The following is a 25,842-nucleotide window of genomic DNA, read 5'->3' as shown; positions in this document are numbered from 1 at the left end:
ATCATTGACGGATTGCTTTTCAGGAAGAGCATGAAGTGATAATGGACAAATTCAAACACCACAAACAAGCAGATCGTAGTCAGCAACCACCTTCTTTTGAGGGGCGATCATCTACCCTCAGAGCATGTTCGTTTAACATTCGTTATGACAATCCGGACGACGAATATTCATGGGACAAACGGAGAGATCAGGTTTTTCAGACGATCGAAAGTATTGCGCCTGATTTACTGGGAATACAAGAGGCACTACCACATCAATTCGATGATCTCCGTGAACTGAGTGACGAGTATGAGTGGTACGGTGTCGGGCGAAAAGATGGACACCGAGAAGGTGAATTCGTCCCGATCGGATGGCGCCATACCGACTTTGAAATGATCGAAACAGGAGAATTTTGGCTTTCAGAAACACCAACAAAACCAAGTATTGGGTGGGACGCCGATTTTCCCCGGGTAGCGACTTGGGTCAGTTTATGTCATCAACATACAAAAAGACAAATATGGTTCTGTAACACACACTTATCACATGTTGGGGAAGAAGCACGAATGGAGTCGGTAAAACTCATCCGAGAACAAGCATATAATCGTACAGAAAGTGGTACAGATGTCATTATCACTGGGGACTTCAACTCCGAGCCTAGTCAAGACCCGTATCGTCTGTTAATTGATACTACAAGCACATCAGCTAATGCGCTGATCGATTCACGGCGGAAAGCAGAAATCGACTCGGTGTACGGGACAGAGGGGACTTACCATGGATTTACAGACGAACCTAAAGAACGAATCGATTATATATTCATTGGAGATATTGGCGCTGTTAAATCATATTGGACGCTTCCGATTCAAGAAGGTGAATATAGATCCGATCATCTCCCGATTGCCATGGAAATGGAATATGAACCTAAGTACTGATATCACACCGATATTTATGTATGGGAAAATTCCTCGTTGAGAACCCCAACGTGATTTTTAGTGGGTACAGTACCTTATCGACCTGTAACATAGGAGTCGCTCACGACATTCTTTCCTTCGAGCTGTTCTCTCATGGAGCAGTAGTCGATGATTCTTATGGTATTAGCGAGACTATCCGATTGGTTTTGTGTGAGTGTATATTCATTTTGGACACTCCACGAAGCATTTAACCACTCGTTCGACGGAAAGCCGTTCAACGCAAAAAGGACGTATCGGGGAGCAAGAAACTCATTGAGGGTGCCCTCAATGCGCGTCAAAATCGCGATCGAGAGCGTCACGATTAACTGATAACTGAGATAACTCGCGAACTGGCTCCTGAAACGGATGTTCTCGTCCTAGCACAGGCATCCATGAGTCACTTAGAAACCAGACTCTCCAAACAGATCCCCGTTCCTGTTCTTTCGAGCGTGGAGTTGGTGATGGAAACAGTTGCAAACAAAATTGAAGAAACGCCGGAACACTCTGTCTGATGATTTCTGATTACCGTGAACCATAACATTATCCTTAACTTTATCTAACATTCAGAATGATGAAGATAATAGATTCGATCCTGATCGGAGAAAACACGTTTCCATTTCATTCACTCGATGATTTTGGGAACCAGATTGATGTCGCGCTCGGAAGTATGATTACTGTGGACGTAACGACAGACCGGACCCGCTTTGAGCGTTTGTCGGACTACGATATCGTTATAGACTACCTTACTGATAGCACGCTTACGGACGAACAATTCACGGGACTCCAGTCGTTTGTCGCAGAGGGAAATGGATATCTTGGAATCCACTGTGCGGCGGACCTCACGAGTGTATCGGACGGTAACGGCGGTATCGATGCTCGCTCTGAGCCAATTCCGGAACTACGGGAACTGCTTCGTGGACATTTTGTAGATCATCCCGTACAATCAAACTTCGAAGTCGATGTCCAGCCTGTATCTCATCCGGTCATAAATGGGGTCTCGGATTTCGAAGTTTTCGATGAACCGTATCAAGTCGATTGTGACGAAGATGAGGTTACTGTCCTCGCACGGATGGAACATCCTGATTTAGAATCATATCCTGTTCTCTGGGTTCGAAGGTATGGCGACGGTCGCGTTTGTTACGTCTCGCTCGGTCATACCGCTGACGCGTTCGAACATGAGGGATTCCGACGGATACTCCAAAACGCCGCTCGATGGGTCGCGGATGCGTGAATGCTAGCCATCGTATGTCGTGCGCTTTCCGGAGCACTTCCGATATACCGGTCAAGAATAGAAATCGGGCGTTAGTAGAAAGAAGGTTATCGGTTTTATAGATCAATCCATACTACATTGGAGTGTCCGAAAACCATCGATTGCAACGAAGATATGGAACCCAATCTTCTTCAAACAGCCCTTTTTGGGGCGTTCATTCTCTAATTTCCTCGGGGAATGACTGTGGGAGCAATGCAGGGCGTTCACAGTCCGTGTCGATGTCTTGATGCCGATTCTTTTTCGAGGAGGTTCGAATACCGGCTAAAATATCGAACACATGACTAGCTACTTCCACGTTCGTCCGCTGGTTCCAGTCGGTTCGAAGAGTGTAGGCTAAGTCAGCAACGCCAGCACCCCGACCGTCAGTATAACTGTGTGTGAGTGGAATCGTCTTGAACTCCTCTTTGTTTCGTTCTCGAATCTTGACTGGCCCCTTGAAATGGTTCGGGTCGGGTAGACTCAAGGTCCCTTCAGTCCCGTAAATTTCAAAAGTTGGTTCCGGAAGCGTCGAACCCTGGACATCGAAACTGAAGAGAAGGTTTGCAACAGCACCGTTCTCAAAGTCGACGATACCGGTTTCGTGTGTCGGGACCTCCACAGTTAGCTGTTCCCCACGTCGTGGATTACTCGTGATCGTTCGCTCTTCGAATCCTTGAGTGACAGAGCCTGATACTCGAGCAGCTGGACCCAAGAGTGCCACGAGCGCAGTTACATAGTACGGTCCCATATCGAACAGCGGACCGCCGCCGCGTTGATAGAAGAGATCAGGATTCGGATGCCATCGTTCGTGCCCAGGCGATGTCCAAATTGCTGTCGCCCCGATCGGCTCGCCGATTCTACCCTCGTCAATAACCGTTCGGCAGGTCTGCAAACCAGCCCCGAGGAATGTGTCGGGTGCAGAGCCGACGAGAACCTCGTTCTCATCGGCTATCTGGCGTATTTCTGCGACTTCGTCGATGGAAGTGGCGAGCGGTTTTTCTACGTACACGTGTTTACCTGCTCGGAGTATCTGCCGGCACGTTTGGGCGTGAACACTTGGCGGAGTCAAATTGACGACGAGCTCTATTCCTGGGTCTTGGAGTAACCCCTCTACGTCGTATGCAGTGACGTCGTACTCCGCTGCTTTGTCCTCTGCTAGTTCGAGATCGATGTCCGCACAGGCGGTAACATCGTATATATCGAAGGTTTCATCGGATCGAAGATACGTATCGCTGATGGTACCACAACCTAATAGTCCTACATTGACACGGTTCATACGAATGTATCTCAAAGGATGGTAATAAAATGATAGTTCGAAAAACCCGGATCGAACTCAGTCGGTCTAAGGAGTGAGCTCACTGCTCGATTCGTTCAACTCGCCCGCTTTGGGCAGCCCGATAGATCGCCTCCATCGTCCACATATCGACGTGTCCGTGTTGTCCATCAGGAGAGGACTGCCACGCGTGAATGAGTTCATGGCGCACCGGCGAACTGAATAGCGCCCAGACCTGCGCGTCGTAGGCGTCCCAACTGAGTCTGATCGTAATCTCCTCTGTTGTCGGGTCCTACGTGGTGACATCTGCCTGCCGTTTCGCACGGGGAGACATCTCCCACATAATCGCATCAGTCGGCAGGTCCGGGAAGTGCGCAGCCCCGACGTCAGCCACGTGTGTTTGTGCTTGGTTGAGCAGGTCGCGCCCAATCGTCGGTACGTTGTCGCGTTCAGTCGAACCAGCCGCACTTTCGGTGAGCATTTGCTGGGTAACATCGGACAGCGTTGTTTGCCGTGGCAGAACTGAAAAAGGGAGACGGGGTTAGCAGCAGTCGGTGAGAGCGCCTTCCGGGAGGTTTCCGTACTACAGCCCTCACATTTCCAGTAGGTGTGATCGACGGTGCCGTACGTGTCGTAGCCAGTGTACGGGTCACTGGTACGTTCGTCCTCCGATGGGAATGCCTCGAGCGTCCCGTCATCGGTTGTGATTTCGACGGCGGCCATGTGTTTGCAGCAGGTGTTCCAGTGAACGTGATGCGGACACGTGCAGGCCAACTGGTCCTCGGTCACATCGTCGATGGAAACGGTGTACTGGTGGGTGGGGTTCTCGTGACTCTCGTTAGTGACTCGATGAGTCCGGTGGCATCGACGTCGAAGGCAAATTGTTCGGCCTATGCCCGGTTCTGTGCCGTCTCGTCAGATGTATGGCAAGCCTGATAGGATAATACAAGAAAACATCGTGGTAATGATTCTAGCCTATATAATCGCAGATGTCCATTTTAATATATAATATTAATACGTCCTAAATACAGTATTTATGAAAATTCTCTTCTATTTATTATAACTGGCTTAAATGTCAATAGTGAAATAAACTTAAATATTCATTGGGTGTTTATTGCTTATGGGACTTAGAGAAACCCTATTCAACGACAATCGAAAAACAACGTTCGTCGCTCTCGTACTCATTGGAGCAGTTCTCCTCGGATTCGGCACTTGGGCTCTCTGGAGCGATACAGCAACGGTCGATCAGAACACAGTTAGTGGCGGCACGTTCGACCTGAATGTCGATGGTGCAGACTCTGCCAGCGGGGTCATCGGATTGACTGAAGCTGCACCTGGTGACACCGCGAGTCACACGTTCAACTTAACTAATGTCGGCTCAAAAGAAGCAGATCACGTTGCAATGGACCTCAGCTTTACCGAAAACGATTCTGGAGAACCCGACGATAGTTCGCTAGCTAAGGACCTCAACGGGCCAGATACCGCAGCCATGATTGAGGTCACAGAACTCTCCTATGATGGGACGGACCACTTGAAAGACATTGATGATCAAAACAATAACGGTATTCAAGATCTCGCAGACGTTCAAAGTCAAGTAGACACCCTCGACGATCTTGCTGCACCTGCTGCCGGTGGAAACGATGCAAAGGAAATGACCTTGGGTCTCAAAGTGGCCGATGACAACGGCGCATTCAACGGTACGGATGAAGACCTCATGGGAGATGGTGTCGATATCACCATCGACTTCACACTCAACCAGAAAGAAAGCCAATAACGATTTGGCTTTGATTTTCCAGTTATTCCAAAACTAAGTCAATGAACAGATCAGTACTGATACTCCTCATCGTGTGTATTTGTGTGGCCAGCATTGGTAGTGCATCAACCGCGATGGCCATTTTCAGTGATACGGATACAATTGAAGGAAGTGTAATGCAGAGCGGTGTACTCGATATCAAACTCAGCGAGATTGGGCCCACTACACATGCTAGTACCACCGATGAGCACCAGCAGGATACACTCCATGAATCGTTCAAGGATCAGAGTCATGGAGGTCTCATGGGCACATCAGCAGTAACCAATACACTTCGTATCGATAATAGCCAGTCAACACTGGATGCAGAACAGATGGGAATTAATGTATCGTATACTGAAGACGATGGAACAATGGGTATGAGCGGCAACGCCGAGACGACTGCCAAAACAATCCAACTTACCGAGTTTACCTATCACGGGTCAAATCTACTCACGACCGCCATCCGGGACGAGAATGGCAATGGCATGTTGGATGTAGATGACTTAACACAGGGTCAAACCAAGCGGAACCTAGCTACGCTTTCTGGTGTAAATGCTGGCGACACTGCTGATATACGAATTGGCCTACAAGGAGATACCGATTTGCTTGAAAGCCTACTTCAACCAGAGGATGGTATTAACATTACATTTAAACTAATAGCATCATCACATTCATTTACCGATGCAGACTCGACAACGAACAATACAATTAGATATGCACTACTCAATCCACTATGACTGACCTTCGAGCAATTCTTTCGCGCATAGTAATTTTTGTCCTCTTAGCCCCACTTATCCTCCAGATCACCTTTGTCTTGGTACCAGGATTTGGAAGTTACTCTGTATTAAGTGGGAGTATGGAACCGACAATCCATACTGGGAGTTTGGTCTATACCAAGGACACTGGTGACTATACAACGGGAGATATCATCACATTCGTAGTTGCAGGAGATACAGTCACCCATCGAATTGTCGACAAGACGCCGGAAGGGTTCATTACTAAAGGTGAAACTCAAAAACAAGATTCTTGGCGGATCACCCCAGACCAAATCCGTGGAGAGTATCTCTTTTCGATTCCCCTGTACGGATATCTCATACGACCATTTTCGTCCGTCGGCATGGCTCTCTATGCCGTTTTAGGTGGTGGCGGAATTCTCTATATTGTTGGTCAAGAGATTTTCAACAGATCTGAATCGTGAGAGGCGATTCTCCATCTGCCGTTCTTGCACATCGGTTAATTGGAGGCGGATTCTTTACAGTGAACGTGTGATTTGCTGGAAGACAGTCAGTGCGCACTCGTGAACCCTGCCATCGATTAATGGTAGTTCCGTCTTTTAATCATTTTTTGCAACGAGTGACCGCTAGGTCATAGTGAGCAAAACTTGAAAGAATAAGCTCGTAAGTCGGCGTATAATATGGATTTGACTACGATAGCGACCCATTGTTAGAGAAGTGCGTTCTGTGTCGTGTTGAAAAACGGGTTGATGCTATGGTGAAGTAGTGAGCAGCTACAAATCGCGCACTTGGACGGTTTTACGATCGTTTTCTTCGGCTCGCCGAGAAGCGTCCTCAAGAATTGATGCGACTTTCTCATCAAGTGCATCATAGAAGTCGCTGGCCACATTCTGTCCTTCGATCTGTTCTTTCACTGCGGATTGGACAATCAAATCAGCCATACAAGCGTCCGGACGGTATAATACTACAAAAAGACAGTGGAGAAATGGTCAATAAAAACCAGTAATTTGGATCACGGATGGCGATATGCCTCAGATGAGTCGTGCGTTCGAGTTTCCGGCAGTGACCGCTCGGTGGGTTGCAGATACAGTTGCAATAGAACAGCGGCCAATACATTAGTGGCTCGAAGAGTTGCATGAACAGAGTGAGTTGGAACGTGAGAGATTGAGTCCACAGATGGGTGTGTGATGGATTTGGTCAACAACAAGCGGCCCCAGAGACTATTTTCGCGTACAGAGAACTAAGTAGAAGCACTCCCTGAAGAACAATGGTCCACTCCCAAACTAATGGAGACGATGCGGCCCGTAGCCACCGAGATCCAGCATCAATACTCCAAAAAGATCTCATCGTCGTCTCTAATCGCCAGCCGTACCAACACCGATACGAAGAGGATGGCCGCATTGAGGTTGATCGGCCAGCCGGCGGACTTACGGCTGCGATAGATCCAGTAATGCAGCAAACCGATGGTACCTGGGTCGCATGGGGTGATGGTGAAGCGGACGCCGAAGTCACAGCTGATGACGGGACGATTCGGCTGCCACCGGAAGACGAAACGTATACCCTCAAACGCATCTGGCTCTCCGAGGAGGAGGTTGATGGCTACTACTATGGCTACAGCAATCAAACGCTTTGGCCACTCTGTCATGGCGGTGTCTGGAAACCTGAGTACGAAAGTCGCCATTGGGCACGTTATCAACAGATCAACGAGCGATTTGCATCGGCGGTAGCCGAGCACGCGGCGAGCAACTCACTCGTCTGGTTCCAGGATTACCATTTCGCGCTTGCACCGCGACAACTTCGTAATGGTGACGACAGCGCATTCATCATGCACTTCTGGCACATCCCATGGCCGAGTTGGGAAACATTCCAAGCCTGTCCGCAGCAACGGGAGCTGCTTGATGGTCTCTTGGGGAACGACTTGTTAGGATTTCATATCGAGCGCTATTGTGAAAACTTTCTCACATGCGTAGATCGATGTCTGGACGATGCGTTCATCGACCGCGAGGACGGACAGGTACGCTACGACGGCCGGACCACAACAGTCCGCGCGTTTCCATTAGGCATCAACGCCGACGATATTCAAGCGGCGAGTGAGAGTATAGATGGGAGCTTTTGGCAGTCGTTCCAGCGAGATCACAGCATCACACCAAGTACCCGTGTCGTGGCAGGAGTCGACCGACTCGATTACACGAAAGGCATCGTCGACCGTCTCAACGCTTTAGAGCGGCTGTGGACAACGAACCCGGACTGGCGTGAAGAGTTCACATACGTCCAGAAAGCCAACGAGAGTCGATCACTTATCCCAGACTATCAGGATCTCCAGCAGGACGTCGAGGACGCAGTCACTCGCATCAACGACCGATTCGGGACTAACGACTGGCAGCCGGTGGTGTACATCGAAGACTGGATGACAGACGAGGAACTCGCAGGATTGTACCGCCATAGCGACGCATTGCTCGTCAGTGCGGTTCGTGATGGCATGAACCTCGTCGCTAAGGAATACGTCGCTGCCCAGACCGGTGATCCCGGTGTTCTTGTGTTGAGTAACCAAACCGGTGCGCACGAGGAACTCGGTGACCAAGCGGTCACTATCAACCCACACGAAACGGACACCTTTGCGGCTGCTATCACGACCGCTCTAACAATGAAGGAGAGCGAACGGCGCGACCGAATGGAGACGCTTCGCCACCGCGTTCGGGCAAACGACCTCTCGGCGTGGATGACGACTGTCTTCGAGACCGCTCGTGATCTGCAGTAGCCCAATGACAGCGCTGTATCCCCTTCCTGTTCGCGCCATTCGGCGCTCGCTGAGGAAGGGGGCTTAGCGCCTGCAATTCAGCTAAGATAGAAAGCTAGGGCATAGTTAGTTCGGCAGTTCTCTTCGTCCCGTTCGCACGTACGGCCAGCACTGGAAACCGTCGAAACCGTCACTGTCACAGTCGTCTAGTTCAGCATCGTCTTCGTTGTTCTCCGACGAGAAGGCCCCGAACGTTCCGTCGTCGGTTGCGGACGGTGGCTATGTGCTTGCAGTAAGCGTTGCGGTGGACGTGATGCGGGCACGTGCAGGATCCTCGGTCACGCTGTCGATGGAGACGGTGTTTTGGTGGGCTGCGGGGTTCTCGTGGCTCTCGTTGGTGACTTGGATGATGCCGGTCGCTACTCACTGTGGTCCAAGAGCAGTGGAGAGATCCGAGCCTACCTTGATGCGTCAGAGCTAGCTGAGTGGATTCGCCTAAAAGAATCCGGTGTGAGCAAGAAATACTCGCAAGAATTTGCCCGGCGGACGATAAACGCAATGCATGGACTCTCGAAAGGCCGCCTGGGGAAGATCAAGCGCCAATGATCGAAGGACGGATTGAGCTACCAAGAGACGCGTCTCATGCTCAAGGCCGGTGTGGACACTTCTTGGAGAGGTTGGTAGCAACGACATGGAGGCTAGCCCGACCACAGACGGGGTTGCCGGAAAGTAGCGTGGTCGGAACCGCGTGATTGAGTCAACCGAGAAAGTGACCGTCGAATCAAGAATGACGATGATGCTTAAATGACGCGACGCATATTTTCTACTATGGCAGCTGAAATCTCCGATCGTGTCCGTGAAATCGCCGACGCACGAGGAGTTCGTGAGGGGGAGGTTTTCGAGCAAGCCCTTGAACTAAGAATTGCAGATCTGTGGGAGAACGTCGTCCTCGGGAAATACGTGGATGGCGAGCTATCTCGCGAAGAGGCGATCGAATTGGTTGGACTCGAAAACGTCCAGCGAGCCGACCGCGAAGCAGCAGCCGTTGAAGCGGATGTCGACTGGGGTCTCAACGCGTGACGATCGTTGCGGTCGCAGATACAGGCCCACTGATTCATCTTGCAGAAATCGACGCCCTCGATTTGCTGACGGCAATCGACGAGCTACTGATTCCTGAAACAGTGTATGCAGAATTCGAAGAAGGAGGAGTTCCACCGGAGTTCTCAGACCTGGAATGGGAACGAATCAAGGTTGCACAACCGGTCGAGCGCGGTGCTGAACTGGACGCAGGTGAGCGTGCCGAGAGTCAGCAAGTCCAAGAGAAGTACCTGAATGTCCTCGAGCACGCGAAGAACGTCGCCAAGACGAACGACATGATGGTCGCGCGGTTAGGCTATCGGGAAGTTGCGACCCACTACGGCTGTGCGTACACAAACGACGGCTATCGGATAATCGAAGAGATAGCCGAGTGTGTTCCCGGCGTGACCGACAAGGAATCTCGAACGCTGTGTGTGGACGACGCAATAGGCATCGGTGGTCACCACATCGAGATCACGTTCGCCCATCCCGACCTCGCGGGGTGGATGCGAGTACACGAAGCCAACGCGGAGATAGAGGGAAGACGCTAATTATAGCGTTGTAATCATGGGGGTTCGCAGAACTCACTCTCGAAATAAACCCAACTATTTCGAGCGTCACGATGTTACCTGGGTCCGGGAACATCTCCAAGACGAACACGACATTACTCACGAGCTATACTACAAACCAGATATCTACCCGCAAAGAGAATCTCAGCGGGAACAGCCGACGAATTTGCCCTCTCAGCCCCTTCTAGGTACGTCAAATAGTTCCCCGTCTAGGAGCCGTGTCACCAATCCTTTTACGACCCTTCTAACCAACTTGTGCTGTGTATACAGTAGGGCGGAGCGAAGCAACTCGGAGGCTGTCAGAAATGCCGTGACCGACTCAAGGGGTATATGCAGCAAGCCACCAGCGTTTCTTCCCGCCAATTTAGGGCGAACCAACCGCTCAGTAGGATGGCGAACTGAACACGCACGACCGTAGTAGTTTTTTCAGTGGCCTACTAAGTAGTGGTATGCTACATACATGTCCAGTGTGCCGAACAAAACGAGAAGACATGGACGTGAGAACCGACGAGTCCCTCGTGGTTTGTCCGGAGTGTGGACACGAACGCTCGTTTGTCCAGCCCTCGCTATGTATTGTTACGGGTGCCGCTGGTACCGGTAAGACGACGATTCGACGTACGCTCGCCGGAAGAGTCGACGCTGTGTTTCTGGAAGACGATAGCATCGTACCCGACGAGTGCGAGTTCAGTTCGGAAGAAACGTTCAACGAGTACGTCCTCCGGTTATGTCGTGATGTTGCCCAATCGAACGTGCCTCCCGTCCTGTTCACGACCGGACTCGGCGTCCCAGAGAACGTTGAGGGACTCGTTAATCGCCGGTATTTTGCGGACTCCCACTATCTGGCGCTCGTCTGTGACGACGACGTGCAGGCCGACCGACTCCGCGCTCGGCCACGGTGGGAGGGCAGTGATTACTGGGCCGACGTGGACAAACAGGTCGAGTTCAACAATTGGTTCAAAGATTACGCAGTCGAAGAAGGCATCGACCTACTTGATACGACCAACATGACCATTGAGGAAACAGCAACCGACGTTGCCCAATGGCTCGCGAACCATGTAACTGAGCAGAATACCTATTGTGATTGATCTCGCGCGTCCGCTGCCACTGCTCGAGTCGCTTGAAAATGAATTATTTCCCTAACAATCGACCACAGCCGTCAACTAGACAGTGTGGACAATGCCATCTGGTCGGCCCCTGCAGGCGTCTCTGGCCTGCAAAATCTTCTAGAACAATCCATTTAATCTGACTGAAACGGTGGCAGGGCTACATATTTCGTGATCAACCCCAGACATATTTCGGAGCGTGTAGTAGCCGTAGGAATAGAGAATTGTCAATAATCCACAAATATACCTTACCCTTAGCTATAATTTTATGTGACTTTGTATTAATCACTAGTATAGAGAAGGGAGAACATACTGTGTATCGATTGTTAGGCAGCAAAAACAAACTGCCTCGATAATATGACGAGAACACACACCGGGGTGTGGGTACATTCGAAAGTCAAAGCTTCTCGCCACAGATTATGACTGGACGCATCCCTCCGTCTGATGATGAAAACGAGCAGAGCGATACAATTGTCTACCAGACAAAGTTCGATCCAACAACGGACAACGTCAGCGAAGCAGTGATTAGAGTCGTTAGAAAACTAAACGATGCGGATCTCGGCGAATTCGCACTCCTCTGGGACGTTGTTGATCCTGATGCACTTGATTCGATCTTCGCACCGAAAGCTTGCGGAGTTCCACGCAACACGAATGGGTATATCCTGATTAAGTACGATGCGTATTATGTGAGAGTCAAAGACGATGGTCAGATTACGGTATATCAGTCTGATCCAGAAATCGACGATTGAACAGGCGTGAAAGCAAAATAGAGTACTCTCAAGCTTAGCTCTCAATTCCAGTATCGATACCGAAGACACAAAATGACTTAGTTTGTGGCCGTATACGAGTCAATAATTTCGAGGAGATGTTCAAGGCGTTTGCCATCTCGATACCGGATGATTTCACTGCGCTCATCGTAGTCAATGATTTCATGCTCGGCGAGTTTCGGCAGGTGGATATGAACAAGTGTGATCCGCGCTTGTTTAGGGCGAGAGACAGTCTCGACTGTTTCGTGAATATATGCAGCCAATTCGGTGAGCTCAGCGGTCGTCGTCTCTGTGGCCATAAAATATCGAATGGTAGCTCGTCGCGTGGGTTTGGCAAGCAATTTACAAGCAATACTGAGCGAGAGGTCTGGAGTTAATGGGTCGTCGGCATTTGGTGATACATTCATTGATGGTCGGTGTGTTTTTGGTTGGCACGCGTGGTCGCTGCAATATGACACTCCGGAACGACATAGATGGAACCAACAGTTGAACCGGAGGAGATCTATACTATTCTTTCGAAGAGTGAGCATTAGTTAATAATTAGAACTTATGTTTTTGTTGATAGTATATAAATATATTGAATGGTATCACAAGTCACAGATAGGCACCTCGTTAGACACCTGACGTTCGTATTGCTGCTGTTGTTCTACACGCCAAGTCTGTCCCAGCTCCATGGAAAGCCCAAATAGGAACGTAAATAATATATAAATAGATCTCTATTCAAGTAGTGCGAGAACCTTCGCTCTCCTCTGTAATTTTGAACTGTTCGTGTTCGCTAGCCGCATTTAGGACTACACTAGTGTTGCTTTCATTAATTTCCGCATCGCTAAGGAGCGTTTTGATCTGTTGATTCATTTGATCGGTGTCTGAATATTTCCCGATCGCAATAATATCATGGTCCCCAGTGACTTCGTACACGCTGATCATCTGGGATTGGTCTTGGAGACGAGCAATGACTTCCGGGAGTGCCGTTCCATCTACTTTGAGTTGGATTACAGCGGTTACATCGTAGCCTAGCGTGCTATAATCCAGCGTCGGAGTGTAGCCTGTAACGACATCTGTCTCTTGTAAGTTTTCGAGATGGTTTGAGACAGTCGTCACCGAAACATCCAGTTCATCGGCAATGCTACGGAGATTTGCTCGGCCATCATCCAGTAAGATGTTGATTAATTCTGTATCTAACGTTTCATAGGTCATTACGTATTTGATCACAACCCAGATATTTATCTCTAGCGAATAATCAAGTACTACCGATTGAAAACAAATTGCCGACTAGCATAGATGCATGACCTGCAGGAGAAACCACTGGTCTTTCTGACGAATCGCGATTAGGCCACCGATTCATATGTAAGTGAGTAACAGCGTTTTCGTGCATCGGCAAATGAGAAGCGTGAATCGACGAGATCGTGGTCGTTGAGACGACTGAGCGCGTAGCGAACTGTGCGTGCTGGGAGAAGAGTTTTATCGACAAGTTCAGCCTGCCTAAGCGCATCGTCATTATATTCGAGGACTTTCGCAACCAATTTTGCACTTGGTGGAAGCTCCGAAAGAACGACAGTCGGCGTGATCCTTTCTGGATGAATCGTGTCGTCTGAAGCTTGCACACGTTGTTGCATTGGATAACAAATGAGAGTAGTATGTGAAGACACCCCTGATATAGCAGAAGCGTCTGTCGGATTGATACTGAATATCCACAGACGCGGATATGGACGGTGTGTCAATCTGTGTTCGAGGTAGCTACGATGATTGCTGAGCTCCTTCTTAGAAATTGGATTGTTACTCATTGTCGGAGAAACTAAGGCAGATTGTTCCCTGGTACTTTGTATGGGAACTAAAGAGTATACCCTGCCAGGTCCTCTAAGTCGACGACAGATATTTACTCTCTTTCTTCTCCTTCAAATCGTGTCCGCTGCGTTCATTGCTCCAGTTGGTGCAACCGAAGAGACCGCAGACAATGGAACGACAATCACAATCTCTGAATTAGTTAGTTGGATAGAATCAACGATTAGCCAGCAGACAGAGGCAGTAAAGAATGTGGTAAGTGTAGCTATCGAGGAGCTCTCTCTTAGTGGCGACAACGGTACTGACGACGAACAACAACCCGATTCAGATCGAGATGTGGTTGATTCGGACGACGAACAACAACCCGATTCAGATCGAGATGTGGTTGATTCGGACGACGACAAAACGCCGAATGATCGTGGTTGTCATCCAAATCACACCGAGACATCGAAAACGAGCAAGAGATCCGTCGATACTGCCGGAAACGATAGTACAGACTGTAGTGGGACAGATGGTGAAAAAACAACCACGACTAATAATCGAACAACCACCAGTGACGGCACGAGTGATTCGAGTCCAAACGATCAAGATGAACACACCAACGAGGGCGAGACAACAAGTCGGCACGAGGGGGATAGTGGTGTCAACAGTACTGACACCACTCACAAACACAGTACTACGTCGCGTACTGGTGGAAAACACACGGTGAGTACCACCCACTCGACACATGAAATGGGTAACGAATCACCAGACGAGACGACAAGCGGAGTCAATTCTGGACCGTCACAAGGGTCGAAATTTGAGTCAAATATTCCTGAGGCTGACGCGCTTCCAAACATCAATTCACCGATTATTGCATTGATTGGGGCATTTTGTGTGATCAGTGGGTTGGTATCCATTGCTCGTCGCCTAAACTAGCTGTTCTTTTTCAGGAATTCGTCCAGTAAGTAAGAGATATAGATTATCAACCATCATTAAAATAAACAAAATTACTTTACGGTCTCACTAAATAGGGAATATATGGGACGTCGCTGGTTTCTAGTACTCGGAATTTTCCTCATCATCGGTCAACTCGCAGCTCTCGTAGCATATGGGATTCCAGTATCGTCCGAACTTAGTACGATAATAACGTTCTTGACCACCTGCTGTGCAGGGATTCTATTCGTGATCGGTGGAACAGAAAGACAATTCAAGGAGCTGACCTGGAACCAGTTCGTTGGAGCAGCCGATTTCCTCCTTGGTCTACTGTTTGTACTCGGCGTTATATTCCCCCTCTGGAACACATCGGCGTACGAAAGTAGTATTCAGCTGTTTTTTGCGATTGCAGCTATCGGTGGCACCATGTCACTCATGCTTATTGGGATTGACTGGGTTCGTGGTGGCCACTACTCCAATTTCTCTTCATACGAGTCTGATCTGATTCTCTCTCGCAGATAGACCAGTTGAACTCAAAAAAACAACAGGGATATGTAGTTTCAGAGAACAGCGGCTTTTCTGGGAGCTAACACAAGTTGAAAACCTATATAGATAATAAGAGAATTACACAATTAGGATTTCAATAGCTACTGTTGGTGGATTTGTAACACTATTTATTACCCTAGACCCCATAGGAAAGGATACGGATGAAATCTACTGCAGATTGAGAATTGAAGACAATAGTAGTTGTCCGCCACAGGAGAGAGAGCATGATCGCCACTATCGATTTCTGGAAGTACGGGGACCCGCAACACGAACTCAATACCGCTCACCTTGATGAGCGAACTGTATATGGAGCCCCACAGCATGACCTGACGGCCCCGATCAATGTGGAACTCCGAGAGTCAATTTCATACCTGCACTCCTGGGAACAATATGCCCAAGAGCGACGACAAGACGTCGAATCAAAACCGCTGATACCCACTATCGGTCATCATCCTTCTCAAGAGTAGTTCAATCAATCGGCCCACATTACTTCCAGTTAAAAACGAGTGAATAGCAGTGTTTTCGAGCATCGAGGGGAGAAGGGCGTGACTCAACGAGATCATCGTCCTCCAGCATGCGCACAGCGGAACGGACCGTCCGCAATGGAAGAAGGGCTTCTTCCTCAAGCTGCGACTGCGTCAACATGGGAGTGTCATCAAGGACTTTTGCGACCAGTTTTGCGCTTGGTGGCAACTCAGCGAGTATCTCGATCTCGGAATTGGCTCCTGAGCACGTGCTGTCGGTAGAAGTTGGAATACCTTGTTCCACTATCAGATTGTTGAGACCACAGGCAGAATACTCCTTTGGCTCAGTATCGATAGTGAGCACGTTGAATTCAAAGTGACAGTATTGAGAAATAATAGTCATGTAGGGTAGGTAGGTCTCACAGAGAAATGAATCCGGCGACCACAGCTACTTTGAAGCAAACAAAGGAGAGCACTGAGGCAACAAGCGGAGAGATGAACCATGTCGTTACCACGTGTCGGGTCATCTCTTCGCTGAAAAGATTACTGGGATGCTCATATTTTGATCCGTCTCCACCATCTGATTGGGCCTGATTCGTAAGTTGAAGCCGCTGAGAGATCTCAACGTGACGAGAGGCCCGTCCCCAACCAAGTCCAATCACACATGTAATCGCTGTAATCGCCAGACTAGCTGGAATACCGGCCCAACTGAGGAGTGTGATGATTGTTGCAGCGGTGATTTCGACGATCAATGTACCCTCCAACGAGAGAACAGTTAGCTCGTTTCCAATGGTCTCGATCGTGCGAGGATCGATGAGAAACGCACCAATGGCCATCACACTCCCTCCCAAAATGATTCCGGGTGTCATGTCCAAAACACCTACACCGACGAGTGGTGCAATCGCATTTGCCACGTTGGAGGCCTCGCCAAGAATCCCATATAACAGGCAATTACAATCACGAGCGCCTTCCCAATACACGTGACGAGCGGATCGATGAGTTGCAAGCCCGTGAATTTGAGAAAGGTGCCCATCTTCTTGCCGACAACGTTAATGAAGACCAGATCTTCGTCGAAGAAAACAAACTCGAACGCATCACGAAAGACGACTGGAAGACCTACTTCCGTCTTCCCGGTGAAGAAGATGCGCTTGGTCGTGGTGGTGCAGTTGCGCGTTCAACAGCGAATCTCTTACCGATTCAGCGACTTTTCCGCCATGACGGCGAGATGCTCGCTTCTGTAACCAACCGCAAACCCGACGAACTTGCAGGCGAAGTGTACGACGCGAGCGCAATGAGGCAGGTCACTACTCACTCTGGTCGACCGGCATTGGCGAGATACGTTCCTACTTAGACGCTTCAGACCTCGCCGAATGGATTCGCCCGAATGAATCTGGTGTGAGTAAAAAATACTCACAGGAGCTTGCTCGCCGAACAATGGACGCGATGCACGAACTCTCAAATGGACGTCTTGGTGAGAGCAAGCGCCAGCGATCCAAGGAGGGGTTGAGCTACCAGGAGACGTATCTCATCCTCAAGGTCGATGTGGAGCTCCCCGGTGAGGTGACGAACAGCGACACGGACGACAATCCAACCACAGACGAGGTTGCCGGAGAGTAGCGTGGTCGGGACGAAGACACGCCCGAGAGAGTAACAACTCTTCCACGAAACCAAGTACAACCGCGGTCATGGACGCCCCGATTGACACAATTCGGGACAGACGTGGTACGGTTACTTGTGAGTACGGCAATTGTACCGACGTCTATCGGCTAGGAGCCAGCGTGAAGGGGAGAACTGATACCGGCCACCGTGTTTGTGGTCGGGAAGTATGAAACACCGAGCGACCGAAGAGTTTCCACTCGACTCTCAGAGCCGTACTTCCCCACGAAAGGACAGCTAATCATACAGAGAACTTAACCGGGTAGGACCAGTATATAAATAAAGACATGTTACGCCCTACCCGTCGGGATGAGCGAGATACGTCGACGGAATGTAGCACAGATGAACAAGAGGGCGTACAAGATTGTCCCGAGTGTAAATCAAACACACTCCATAGGAGCGCAGATGGAAACGAAGTCGCTTGTGAGAACTGTGGCTTAATTGTTGAAGAAAAATCAATCGACCGTGGGCCAGAGTGGCGGGCCTACACACATCGAGAGCATCAGAACAAATCTCGGGTCGGCGCACCAATCACCCAAACGATGCACGATAAAGGTCTCACAACAACCATTGATTGGAAAAACACGGACGCGGCAGGCAACTCGCTCTCCGTCAACAAACGTCATCAAATGCATCGATTACGCAAGTGGCAAAAGCGAATCCGAATAAAAGACGCAGGCGAGCGTAACCTCCAATTCGCTCTGAGCGAGATTGACCGAATGGCGAGCGCACTCGGTATTCCGCGTTCGGTTCGCGAGATCGCATGTGTACTGTACCGCCGTGCCTTAGAAGACGACCTGATTCAAGGCCGGTCGATCGAAGGAGTCGCGACAAGTTGTCTGTATGCGGCATGCCGCAGCGAGAATATTCCTCGCAGCCTCGAGGAGGTTTCGGATGTATCCCGTGTGAAACGAAAGGAGATCGGTCGCTCATACACATATGTTGGGCGGGAACTTGGACTCGAGATCGAACCAGTTGACCCGAAACAGTATGTCCCTCGATTTTGTTCAGAACTCGGGTGCAGTGACGCCGTTGAAGCGAAAACAAACGAAATTCTTGATGTTTCGATAGCAAAGGGCCTGCTTTCAGGAAAGTCACCCACTGGGTATGCTGCGGCGGCGATTTACGCTGCTTCACTGCTTTGTAATGAGAAACAAACACAGGATACGGTCGCTTCAGTTGCACAGGTGACCGAAGTAACGATTCGCAACCGATATCCGGAACAGATCGATGCGATGGACATCGAATAAGATATCCACTGCAGTTGGAAGCAATCGATCACCCCTTCTTCATGCAACAGATGCGAACACGGGAGAAGAGTTTAAGCTGGCGCACTAATGCCCCAGAAGAATGCAATTCCGAGAGTGGTCACAACAGAGAGTAGAAGCTGCAGCGGCGCACCCACTCTGGCATAATCCGTGAATTTGTATCCACCAGGACCATACACAAATAGGTTTGTTTGATATCCAACAGGCGTAATGAACGCCGTTGAAGCAGCAAAAGTGACTGCAAGAATAAACGCGAACGGATTGCCACCAATATCTCGAGCCGCTTCGACAGCAACTGGAATCATCAAGACGACGCTCGCGTTGTTGCTGATGATGCTTGTAATGAGCCCCGTTGCGATGTAGAACACCCACAGAACACCGATCAGCGGCAAGAAATTCGCAGTTGCAGCGACGAGCGAACCGAGGAGGTTTGCTGCACCCGTCTGCTCTAGGGCAACGCCTAGTGGAATAACACCCGCAAGCAGGAAAATGACACTCCAGTCGACGCCCTCGTATATCTCTCCGGGCTTGATCACATCAGCGACAACCATCAGTACGACACCTGCAAGTGCTGTCTGGACGATGTTGAATTCGACACCTGCAAACATCTCAATGCCGGTTATATTCGCGAGGGTGGCCCATGGCATTCCAACAAGACCGACGACAGCGATAATAATCCCGAGCGCCCACGGTATCTTTTCCGTTCGATAATCGGGCGATTCAGATTCGTGAGCGACAATAAATTCAGGATTACGGCTCAATCGATCGATGCTATCACTCGGTGCTTGGACAAGGAGCGTGTCACCGACCCGTAGTGGGAGTTCGTTGAGCGACTCCGTATCGTTTTCCCACCGGACCGGAATGCAAGGACGCTTGCGTCGTACCGCTCACGAAAGGCTGAGGTTGCAATCGTCTCACCGAGTAGTGAGGAGCCTGATTGAATGACGATTTCGATGAGTGTCTGTGTTTCTTCCTCCGCCGGTTCGAGTGCCGAATCGGAGTATCGTGTCCCAACAAGGTCAAGACCTTCTTGCTCACGAAGTACGTTGAGCGTTCCACGGTCAGTACGAACAGTGAGAATATCCCCCACACGAATCCGCTTGCTGGCGATACCTTCGAAATACTGTTCATCGTCGCGGGAAAGTTGGACGATTTCCGTATCGAATTGTGATTCGTCGATCGCAGTTTGAACAGTTTTCCCGACGATAGGGGATTCGTCCCGGACGACGACTTCGAACACATAGCCCTGTAGATCGTACTCCTCGATGTAATCCTCACGTGCAGGGACGCGTTTCGGAATGAGCTTATGGCCGATAGTCAGCAGATAGAGACTGCCCGTGAGAAGCACGATGACTCCAAGTCCAGTAAAGGTGAACATCGAGAATGGCCGCCCAATCAACCGTTCGGAAACACTGGATGCGAGTAAGTTGGTTGAGGTCCCAATGAGAGTGAGCATTCCACCGAACATCGAAGCATACGAAAGAGGAATGAGGAGTTTCGAGGGAGATGTATTCCCCTCGTGGGCGAGGTCGGAGATGACCGGAACGAGGATAGCAACCACTGGAGTGTTGTTAATGAATCCAGACACAGGACCAGCAACGCTGATAGTCGCAACAAGTTGTTTCAGTTGGTCATTGCCAGCAAAGGCGGCCATCTGTTTTCCAATGATCTGCACGAGTCCCGTCTGGCTAATCCCTGTCGAGAGGATAAGCATCGCGAGCACGGCGACGGTTGCAGTGCTTGAAAACCCCGAAATCCCTTCAGTGATAGAAACCTGGGTCCACGGGCTTAGGAACATCAGGAGCACCATTACGAGAATTGCAGTGACATCTATCGGCAATAATTCCGTCACGAAAAGAAAGAGTGCCAACGCGATAATCCCGAATACGACAAGCATACCAGTTGTAACTGGTGGGATTCCCCCAGCTTGTGCTAGAGATACATGTATTACCATACTGAATATAGATAGTAGCCTATCTTAATACCACTACATATCTTTACAGGAGAGTAATTAGATTTGACAGAGTCATGTTATCAAGGAAAATGTAAATTATTCGACTCATTCGGGTTGGTATTGTCTCTCTGATTTCATCGGTATCTTCTATGAGGCTGTGTGAGTTTTGCAATTCAGTTCGGTGGGATGTTTACCAGAGAAAACAGGTTCCGAGTGTCGGCCACAGCGTTATCCCCTTCGTTCACCTAGATATGATATGGCGGACAACAAAAAGAGCCGAAACAAGCAAGCCCGTGACGAAGAGAACCGCCAGCGAGCGTGGGAAGTTGAACAGGCGCGTGAGCGAATGGACGAAACCGAACCACGTGACAACCAGAACGAAGCAGATGAATCTCGATACGCGAGAGAAGAAAATTCGGACTCGCATCCGACGTGTCACCGTCGTGGGTGCGACGAGCCAGCGAAGTTTGTCGTTCTCGAACGTTATCAAGAAGAAACGGGTCACGGGAGTGTTGAGGCAGAGGCTCGTCTTTGTCAAAGGCATACTGCTGAAGAAAGTCCCACGAATCTTGATGGCGTCTATGCGGACTATGTGTTCCGCGTTGATCCATTAACAGGGACAACTGATGCAGACATAGCGTGATTTCTGTCTGTACATACAGTCCACCACGAAATCATCAAGAGGTAGATGTGGTTGCATTTCTCTGCCACATCATATTTAGCGAACAATGCCAAGCGAGGCTCAACAAATTGCTCTATCTCTTCTTGAGGGGTATTGTTACGGAATATTTGAAGCAAAACCCTGCGCTCTAGCACGGGGAGAATGTCAAGTATAGGGCAGTTCGAAGGCTACTGCTCTGAATAAACCGTCACCTAAAAATGAAACAAAGTACACAGCGTACAGCGTCGCCTGATGGCGACTATGTGCGTAAATTATGCGCGAACGATGTTCGTTGCGCGCGGGCCCTTGGGGGCTTGTTCTATTTCGAAGTCGATCTCGGTCCCTTCAGTCAGATCTTCACCGCCAACGTCCTCCATGTGGAAGAATACGTCGTCGTCAGAGTCGTCCGTCGTGATAAAACCGTAGCCGCCAGTGTCGTTGAAGAAATCAACCTTTCCGTTTGCCATTGCAACCAAACACAGAGCCAACACACGGTTAAGACTTCCGAATTCATTTTATAAATTCGGAGAATATTTAGACATATGTTCATGAGTGCCAAGAGGAGGTAGTTATTCAACCAATTGGTTAGTTCTGCAGAGAAAGAGCACCCAATCCGCCAGAACGAACCATGGCTTCTACCGAAGCCATACTTCTAGTTTTACGGAAATTCTTGTCTCCGGCGGCTCCAAGAGCCACAGATGCTGTCCGACTGTCCCCCAATTGGCGTCGCAACTACGACTGGGGATTCCAGAACCCAACTGAGATCATGGACGAGATCAATGAGCTCACACCGATTTACGTCGGATCAGCGTTGTTTTCTGCGTCTATTTCTGCGAAATTGTGGGAGTTGCGTTCACGATTCCCCTCTATTACAACGATATAATCGATGGCTGCCACTGACGAGAGACGAGAACAGCATAATGAGAATGTGTGCTGAAGTTTCCGAAGTGTGGTCAAACGCAGACCTGTACCTCATCCCCATCGACGCGGACCTCATACTCCGGTTCAGGTTCATCTGCGGGTGGTCCGAGAACCTCCCCAGAGGAGATATCAAACTGCGCGCCATGCCATGGACAAGTAACGGTCGTTCCGTCAAGGTCTCCTTCTCCGAGTGGTCCACCTTGGTGAGTACAATCGTTGCCAATAGCGTAGAAGTCGCCATCGACTCTAAATAGGGCAATCGTGTGGCCACTTGCCTCGACGACAGTCCCTTCGCCGTCGTCGAGTTCGTCGGTCGTTGCTACCGCCACAAACTCTGTCATACGAGATTATTTCCCACTAAAAGTGATAATAGTTTGCCTGTGGATTGCACTGTACGGTGGTGCGAACGGATCTGCTTCTATGAGGATGGGTCAAGATGAACATGGACATCGCTGACATCATTCTCCCGCTGAAGCGTTTGGATGAGATCCGTTTCAAGGGCATGGGCATCCTCAAAGGTCCGATCGGCATTAATCTCCGCATGGAATTCGACTTCGATGTCAGTTCCCGAGTAGTACATCGCGACATCGTGCACACCATGAACGTCGGAGTGGTCCCTAATCGTTGCGAGAATCTGTTCCTGGGTCTCTTTCGGTGGCGCACGATCGAGAAGGTACGAAATATTTTCGCGTGCCAACTTAACGCCTTCATGCATAACGACCAGACTGATGAGTGCGCCAGCAACCGGATCGAGAACCGGGTATCCCGCCCACACTCCGATTACTCCGACGAGTGCAGCGATAATTGTATAGAAATCGTTGAGACAATCTCGCGCAAGTGAATGGAGACTCGATGAGTTCACGATCTGATTGAGACGCTCGGTATACCGGTAGGTACCATACATATCGATCATCGAGAAGAGAAGGGCACCAACGAGGAAGATACTGAACGTTGCTTCATTTCCGTGGAGATATTTTTGGACGCTTTCGTAGAGGAGAAGTCCACCGAGTGGGACAAGTACACCACCAGCGATGAGCGCAGTGAGTGGCTCAAATCGATCGTGACCATGTTGATGGATATCGTCAGGCGGATCAAACGCAGTCGGACCCCAAATATGGACGACGACACTTGCAGCCAAATCGGCGATTGAATGCCCAGCATTCGCTATCAGAGCAGTACTTCCAAATGTTACCCCGACCAACCCTTCGATAACGATTTTGAGTGTATTGGCGAGGAGATTGGCCCAGGTTGCCCGTCGAAACTTGTCCACATGCTCGTCCATCATCTTGTCTCATCGCTACTCACTGATAAGAGACCTCATTAGTCGCGTATAACCGATTTTTTGACTCAATCTAATTCTCAAATATTTATATCGAAAGTGCTGATGAGCCGAGTTCCTAGTAGACACACCTGCATTTGATGACAATAACCCTGAACGCGCTGGCGTTGCTACCCGTGTTCAGTAATGATGGGGCAGAGTGATTGTACTACCAGTCGAATCATGCAACGGGACAAACGTAAACCCGCGGTTATACCGAATGCTAGTCGAAAGATCAACATCAGCTCTTCAGACACAACATCTCCGCTGTGCCAGAGAAACAACAGATATCCAACTAGTTACGTTGTCCGCGCCGGGAGAATAACTGGGTGACTTTCTCAATCGAAACGGACTCTGGGAGTACAGATCGAGTATAGTAGTGGCTCGCCGCGGGGATAGAGAAGACGAACAAAATAATTGGAATGATTAATTGAGATGCCACTTGTGACACAAATGGAAGCTGAAGCAATTTAGCACCCAACAGACTCGTGCTGAAAAGCGTCCCACCGAGATAATACCGTTCCCATCGACGATTCACCGCACTACCCGTCGAAGATTCGGATGGATCGTGTGGAACGGAGTCATCCAGATATGGATCAAATTGGTCAGCGCGGGACGTTCGTTTAATTGTTCCGCGATCTTTGTTGTACTCGATGATACCCTCCGTATCGAGCGTCGGAAGGTGAGTTTGATACAGAGAGATATAGGCGCGTTGGCGTTCTTTCGAAGTTATCTCCACGACCGACAGCTCGTTCTCCCAAGCTGCTACCTGCTCGGCGAGATCGCGTAACGAAACGGTGTCTGTTCGCTCTTGGAGGTACTGTAAGATCAAGCGACGGCGCTCTACCTGTAAAATATGAAAAATCGTATCCTTCGACAATGGTTGGGACGCCGAAGTGTCTTGCGGGGTCGAGGTGGTATCACCAACGGAGTCGGCCGTGTTGGGAGATGCGCTCATGATTGCGATGAGTTCAAGCACGATGATTATATGAATGTATTGGCCGTTCAGATTTTAGTGTTAAGCGTCGAATTATGCCGTTAGATCACCAAAATAGACAGATCTCAGATTTAGCTGAACTAAACTAAACCCTGTATCGATTTATCCTATAAATTTATTTTCGCTGATTTTGGGCTATCTACGATAGTCTAATCACATATATCGAAATTAGTAGCTCAGTCGAATATCCGAAGATAGTCGGAGCCGTCTATCGATTAAAATCGAATGGGACAAATCATCTGGTCATTAGATTTTCAATTCAGCGGTCATCAGAGTCCGCTTCCTGCCCAGTGTGCGGACTTATTATCGATTTCGACGACCGGACGATAGAAACTAGAACACCAGGAGGCTTGAGCGGGTAAAAAATAGGCCTAAATTCTGATAACACTCAACATTCCATCGAGTGGCAATCTTCTCGCTTACGAAGGTGGGTGAGGATTTCATCAGGGGGTTTCACCGGATGAAAACGCTCGTAGGGAACTATGCCCCCGGACTGGTAATCGCCACCTGTGAACCAGAACTGGAGACAAATCGGACGAGCGCTGCTTATGCTGAGTGTAGTACTACTGGTTGTTTCCCCTGGCGTTTCGATGGCAGTCAGCGATGATCATACTAAAACATCGACGCCGTGAACAGCAACCACAGTGACGACTAACAGACACCCACGGACAACTGGGCGCCACTTGAACGCCTCTGAGAGATTTGAGTAGATGCACTCGATGATCACGTCTCTGCCCGCGACAGACGCGCTGTAACAGTCTTTGAACATTGGGAAGAGTGGTCAACCAAGACACCGCAGGGAAACCTCCTCAAGACGAGTGACAGCCTCAAGTCGCTTCTCTCCACAGCAACCGACGAGCATCTCGATTGGAAGCAGGTGTATCGCGCTTGCCGCCGTATCGAACCGCTATTGCAGGGACGGCTCACGTTCTTCCAGCACGGCAAACACGGCTGGATGCTCAAGCAGGACCAATCGTTCTCGTCCACTCAGATCACGAATGCAGGAATGACAGCGTCGTCAGTGGCCACATAGGCACCCCGTCAGCACACCCATCCCGAGAGGGACACATCCACGGTGAGCTATCTCGCGAAGAGGCGGTCTAATTAGTTGGACTCGAAAACGTCCAGCGAGC

The 25,842-nt window shown here is 49.6% G+C and carries 27 protein-coding genes and 2 pseudogenes; 17 read left to right on the top strand and 12 right to left on the bottom strand.

From position 1 onward, the window contains the following. Positions 1-41: 41 nt before the first annotated feature. Complete coding sequence (locus A4G99_RS24685; protein ID WP_082837967.1) at positions 42-908, top strand: endonuclease/exonuclease/phosphatase family protein; 867 nt, start codon at positions 42-44, stop codon at positions 906-908. Positions 909-1,497: 589 nt separating this feature from the next. Further along, positions 1,498-2,157, top strand: a complete 660-nt coding sequence (locus A4G99_RS20480; RefSeq protein WP_066147791.1) for a ThuA domain-containing protein — start codon at positions 1,498-1,500, stop codon at positions 2,155-2,157. Between the two features lie 193 nt (positions 2,158-2,350). Here the strand turns inward: A4G99_RS20480 and A4G99_RS20475 are convergent, their stop codons facing one another. Then, positions 2,351-3,451, bottom strand: a complete 1,101-nt coding sequence (locus tag A4G99_RS20475; protein WP_066147789.1) for a Gfo/Idh/MocA family protein — start codon at positions 3,449-3,451, stop codon at positions 2,351-2,353. Between the two features lie 1,117 nt (positions 3,452-4,568). Here A4G99_RS20475 and A4G99_RS20465 point away from each other — a divergent pair. From A4G99_RS20465 to A4G99_RS20455, 3 genes are all read left to right on the top strand, one after another. Continuing rightward, a complete protein-coding gene (locus tag A4G99_RS20465; RefSeq protein WP_066147645.1) occupies positions 4,569-5,222 on the top strand; it encodes a TasA family protein in 654 nt (217 codons plus the stop codon). Positions 5,223-5,305: 83 nt separating this feature from the next. Continuing rightward, positions 5,306-5,977 (top strand): hypothetical protein, encoded by a 672-nt coding sequence (locus A4G99_RS20460; protein ID WP_150123188.1) that lies wholly within the window; start codon positions 5,306-5,308, stop codon positions 5,975-5,977. Next, entirely contained in the window at positions 5,974-6,438 is a 465-nt protein-coding gene (locus A4G99_RS20455) for a signal peptidase I (protein ID WP_066147641.1), read from the top strand. The genes A4G99_RS20460 and A4G99_RS20455 overlap by 4 nt, the downstream gene beginning before the upstream one ends. Positions 6,439-6,747: 309 nt before the next feature. On the opposite strand, the gene A4G99_RS20450 is transcribed toward A4G99_RS20455, so the two are convergent. Continuing rightward, a complete protein-coding gene (locus A4G99_RS20450; protein ID WP_066147637.1) occupies positions 6,748-6,915 on the bottom strand; it encodes a DNA-binding protein in 168 nt (55 codons plus the stop codon). Positions 6,916-7,241: 326 nt separating this feature from the next. Between A4G99_RS20450 and A4G99_RS20445 the strand changes: the two genes are divergently transcribed. The 6 genes and pseudogenes from A4G99_RS20445 to A4G99_RS20420 all read left to right on the top strand — a co-directional run bounded on the left by A4G99_RS20445 (position 7,242) and on the right by A4G99_RS20420 (position 12,209). Next, positions 7,242-8,732: a trehalose-6-phosphate synthase gene (locus A4G99_RS20445; protein WP_066147636.1), complete on the top strand. Its 1,491-nt coding sequence runs from the start codon at positions 7,242-7,244 to the stop codon at positions 8,730-8,732. An 807-nt stretch (positions 8,733-9,539) separates the two neighbouring features. Continuing rightward, on the top strand, positions 9,540-9,791 hold the full coding sequence (locus A4G99_RS20435) for a hypothetical protein (RefSeq protein ID WP_066147632.1): 252 nt from the start codon (positions 9,540-9,542) through the stop codon (positions 9,789-9,791). After that, entirely contained in the window at positions 9,788-10,339 is a 552-nt protein-coding gene (locus A4G99_RS27805) for a hypothetical protein (RefSeq protein WP_082837966.1), read from the top strand. The genes A4G99_RS20435 and A4G99_RS27805 overlap by 4 nt, the downstream gene beginning before the upstream one ends. Positions 10,340-10,388: 49 nt before the next feature. After that, positions 10,389-10,558, top strand: a pseudogene (locus tag A4G99_RS30000) (DUF1917 domain-containing protein); the annotation flags it as partial. Positions 10,559-10,998: 440 nt separating this feature from the next. Next, positions 10,999-11,442: a hypothetical protein gene (locus A4G99_RS20425; RefSeq protein WP_150123187.1), complete on the top strand. Its 444-nt coding sequence runs from the start codon at positions 10,999-11,001 to the stop codon at positions 11,440-11,442. 437 nt (positions 11,443-11,879) lie between these two features. Next, positions 11,880-12,209, top strand: coding sequence for a HalOD1 output domain-containing protein (locus A4G99_RS20420; RefSeq protein WP_066147629.1), 330 nt, complete (start codon positions 11,880-11,882; stop codon positions 12,207-12,209). 77 nt (positions 12,210-12,286) lie between these two features. Here A4G99_RS20420 and A4G99_RS20415 read toward each other — a convergent pair whose 3' ends face one another. From A4G99_RS20415 to A4G99_RS27800, 3 genes are all read right to left on the bottom strand, one after another. After that, complete coding sequence (locus A4G99_RS20415; RefSeq protein ID WP_150123186.1) at positions 12,287-12,634, bottom strand: hypothetical protein; 348 nt, start codon at positions 12,632-12,634, stop codon at positions 12,287-12,289. 313 nt (positions 12,635-12,947) lie between these two features. After that, positions 12,948-13,424, bottom strand: coding sequence for an HTH-type transcriptional regulator Lrp (gene lrp, locus A4G99_RS20410; RefSeq protein ID WP_066147625.1), 477 nt, complete (start codon positions 13,422-13,424; stop codon positions 12,948-12,950). Positions 13,425-13,555: 131 nt separating this feature from the next. After that, on the bottom strand, positions 13,556-13,831 hold the full coding sequence (locus A4G99_RS27800; RefSeq protein WP_394337476.1) for an ArsR family transcriptional regulator: 276 nt from the start codon (positions 13,829-13,831) through the stop codon (positions 13,556-13,558). 298 nt (positions 13,832-14,129) lie between these two features. Here A4G99_RS27800 and A4G99_RS25400 point away from each other — a divergent pair, with 298 nt between their 5' ends. Continuing rightward, the gene (locus A4G99_RS25400) at positions 14,130-14,927 is read left to right on the top strand and encodes a hypothetical protein (protein ID WP_150123185.1); all 798 of its coding nucleotides are present in this window, start codon (positions 14,130-14,132) and stop codon (positions 14,925-14,927) included. 102 nt (positions 14,928-15,029) lie between these two features. Continuing rightward, positions 15,030-15,446 (top strand): hypothetical protein, encoded by a 417-nt coding sequence (locus tag A4G99_RS20400; protein WP_066147621.1) that lies wholly within the window; start codon positions 15,030-15,032, stop codon positions 15,444-15,446. Between the two features lie 510 nt (positions 15,447-15,956). Here A4G99_RS20400 and A4G99_RS20395 read toward each other — a convergent pair. Both A4G99_RS20395 and A4G99_RS20390 read right to left on the bottom strand, forming a co-directional pair. Continuing rightward, positions 15,957-16,226: a helix-turn-helix domain-containing protein gene (locus tag A4G99_RS20395; protein ID WP_066147785.1), complete on the bottom strand. Its 270-nt coding sequence runs from the start codon at positions 16,224-16,226 to the stop codon at positions 15,957-15,959. 127 nt (positions 16,227-16,353) lie between these two features. Further along, the gene (locus A4G99_RS20390) at positions 16,354-16,848 is read right to left on the bottom strand and encodes an inorganic phosphate transporter (RefSeq protein WP_190303832.1); all 495 of its coding nucleotides are present in this window, start codon (positions 16,846-16,848) and stop codon (positions 16,354-16,356) included. An 86-nt stretch (positions 16,849-16,934) separates the two neighbouring features. Here A4G99_RS20390 and A4G99_RS26185 point away from each other — a divergent pair, with 86 nt between their 5' ends. The 3 genes from A4G99_RS26185 (at position 16,935) to A4G99_RS20375 (ending at position 18,840) form a co-directional block, all read left to right on the top strand. After that, complete coding sequence (locus tag A4G99_RS26185; RefSeq protein WP_066147618.1) at positions 16,935-17,285, top strand: hypothetical protein; 351 nt, start codon at positions 16,935-16,937, stop codon at positions 17,283-17,285. A gap of 83 nt (positions 17,286-17,368) precedes the next feature. After that, a complete protein-coding gene (locus tag A4G99_RS20380; protein WP_066147616.1) occupies positions 17,369-17,551 on the top strand; it encodes a hypothetical protein in 183 nt (60 codons plus the stop codon). A 326-nt stretch (positions 17,552-17,877) separates the two neighbouring features. After that, positions 17,878-18,840, top strand: a complete 963-nt coding sequence (locus tag A4G99_RS20375) for a transcription initiation factor IIB family protein (protein WP_066147615.1) — start codon at positions 17,878-17,880, stop codon at positions 18,838-18,840. Between the two features lie 71 nt (positions 18,841-18,911). Here A4G99_RS20375 and A4G99_RS20370 read toward each other — a convergent pair. Continuing rightward, a pseudogene (locus A4G99_RS20370) lies at positions 18,912-20,812 on the bottom strand (SLC13 family permease). A 256-nt stretch (positions 20,813-21,068) separates the two neighbouring features. On the opposite strand from A4G99_RS20370, the gene A4G99_RS20365 reads away from it, so the two are divergent. Continuing rightward, on the top strand, positions 21,069-21,455 hold the full coding sequence (locus A4G99_RS20365; protein ID WP_082837964.1) for a hypothetical protein: 387 nt from the start codon (positions 21,069-21,071) through the stop codon (positions 21,453-21,455). A 290-nt stretch (positions 21,456-21,745) separates the two neighbouring features. Here A4G99_RS20365 and A4G99_RS20360 read toward each other — a convergent pair whose 3' ends face one another. The 4 genes from A4G99_RS20360 to A4G99_RS20340 all read right to left on the bottom strand — a co-directional run bounded on the left by A4G99_RS20360 (position 21,746) and on the right by A4G99_RS20340 (position 24,691). Further along, positions 21,746-21,940 carry a cold-shock protein gene (locus A4G99_RS20360; RefSeq protein WP_066147782.1) on the bottom strand — a complete coding sequence of 65 codons (195 nt, stop codon included), beginning with the start codon at positions 21,938-21,940 and terminating at the stop codon, positions 21,746-21,748. Positions 21,941-22,426: 486 nt separating this feature from the next. Next, positions 22,427-22,735, bottom strand: coding sequence for a non-heme iron oxygenase ferredoxin subunit (locus tag A4G99_RS24655; protein WP_082837962.1), 309 nt, complete (start codon positions 22,733-22,735; stop codon positions 22,427-22,429). A gap of 77 nt (positions 22,736-22,812) precedes the next feature. Continuing rightward, complete coding sequence (locus A4G99_RS24650) at positions 22,813-23,679, bottom strand: cation diffusion facilitator family transporter (RefSeq protein WP_082837961.1); 867 nt, start codon at positions 23,677-23,679, stop codon at positions 22,813-22,815. 328 nt (positions 23,680-24,007) lie between these two features. Next, the gene (locus A4G99_RS20340; protein ID WP_066147608.1) at positions 24,008-24,691 is read right to left on the bottom strand and encodes a hypothetical protein; all 684 of its coding nucleotides are present in this window, start codon (positions 24,689-24,691) and stop codon (positions 24,008-24,010) included. Positions 24,692-25,842 lie beyond the last annotated feature (1,151 nt).

It is taken from the genome of Haladaptatus sp. R4 (assembly GCF_001625445.1).
Classification (GTDB): domain Archaea; phylum Halobacteriota; class Halobacteria; order Halobacteriales; family Haladaptataceae; genus Haladaptatus.
Note: the sequence above shows the minus strand (reverse complement) of the source record. Positions and strands in the feature narration are given on the sequence as shown.

Bases quoted from the DNA above. Each gene is read 5' to 3' on its own strand.
- A4G99_RS24685 (WP_082837967.1), top strand. From the start codon at position 42: ATGGACAAATTCAAACACCACAAACAAGCAGATCGTAGTCAGCAACCA.
- A4G99_RS20480 (WP_066147791.1), top strand. From the start codon at position 1,498: ATGAAGATAATAGATTCGATCCTGATCGGAGAAAACACGTTTCCATTT.
- A4G99_RS20475 (WP_066147789.1), bottom strand. From the start codon at position 3,451: ATGAACCGTGTCAATGTAGGACTATTAGGTTGTGGTACCATCAGCGAT.
- A4G99_RS20465 (WP_066147645.1), top strand. From the start codon at position 4,569: ATGGGACTTAGAGAAACCCTATTCAACGACAATCGAAAAACAACGTTC.
- A4G99_RS20455 (WP_066147641.1), top strand. From the start codon at position 5,974: ATGACTGACCTTCGAGCAATTCTTTCGCGCATAGTAATTTTTGTCCTC.
- A4G99_RS20450 (WP_066147637.1), bottom strand. From the start codon at position 6,915: ATGGCTGATTTGATTGTCCAATCCGCAGTGAAAGAACAGATCGAAGGA.
- A4G99_RS20445 (WP_066147636.1), top strand. From the start codon at position 7,242: ATGGTCCACTCCCAAACTAATGGAGACGATGCGGCCCGTAGCCACCGA.
- A4G99_RS20435 (WP_066147632.1), top strand. From the start codon at position 9,540: ATGGCAGCTGAAATCTCCGATCGTGTCCGTGAAATCGCCGACGCACGA.
- A4G99_RS20420 (WP_066147629.1), top strand. From the start codon at position 11,880: ATGACTGGACGCATCCCTCCGTCTGATGATGAAAACGAGCAGAGCGAT.
- A4G99_RS20415 (WP_150123186.1), bottom strand. From the start codon at position 12,634: ATGAATGTATCACCAAATGCCGACGACCCATTAACTCCAGACCTCTCG.
- lrp (WP_066147625.1), bottom strand. From the start codon at position 13,424: ATGACCTATGAAACGTTAGATACAGAATTAATCAACATCTTACTGGAT.
- A4G99_RS20400 (WP_066147621.1), top strand. From the start codon at position 15,030: ATGGGACGTCGCTGGTTTCTAGTACTCGGAATTTTCCTCATCATCGGT.
- A4G99_RS20380 (WP_066147616.1), top strand. From the start codon at position 17,369: ATGGACGCGATGCACGAACTCTCAAATGGACGTCTTGGTGAGAGCAAG.
- A4G99_RS20375 (WP_066147615.1), top strand. From the start codon at position 17,878: ATGTTACGCCCTACCCGTCGGGATGAGCGAGATACGTCGACGGAATGT.
- A4G99_RS20365 (WP_082837964.1), top strand. From the start codon at position 21,069: ATGGCGGACAACAAAAAGAGCCGAAACAAGCAAGCCCGTGACGAAGAG.
- A4G99_RS20360 (WP_066147782.1), bottom strand. From the start codon at position 21,940: ATGGCAAACGGAAAGGTTGATTTCTTCAACGACACTGGCGGCTACGGT.
- A4G99_RS24655 (WP_082837962.1), bottom strand. From the start codon at position 22,735: ATGACAGAGTTTGTGGCGGTAGCAACGACCGACGAACTCGACGACGGC.
- A4G99_RS24650 (WP_082837961.1), bottom strand. From the start codon at position 23,679: ATGATGGACGAGCATGTGGACAAGTTTCGACGGGCAACCTGGGCCAAT.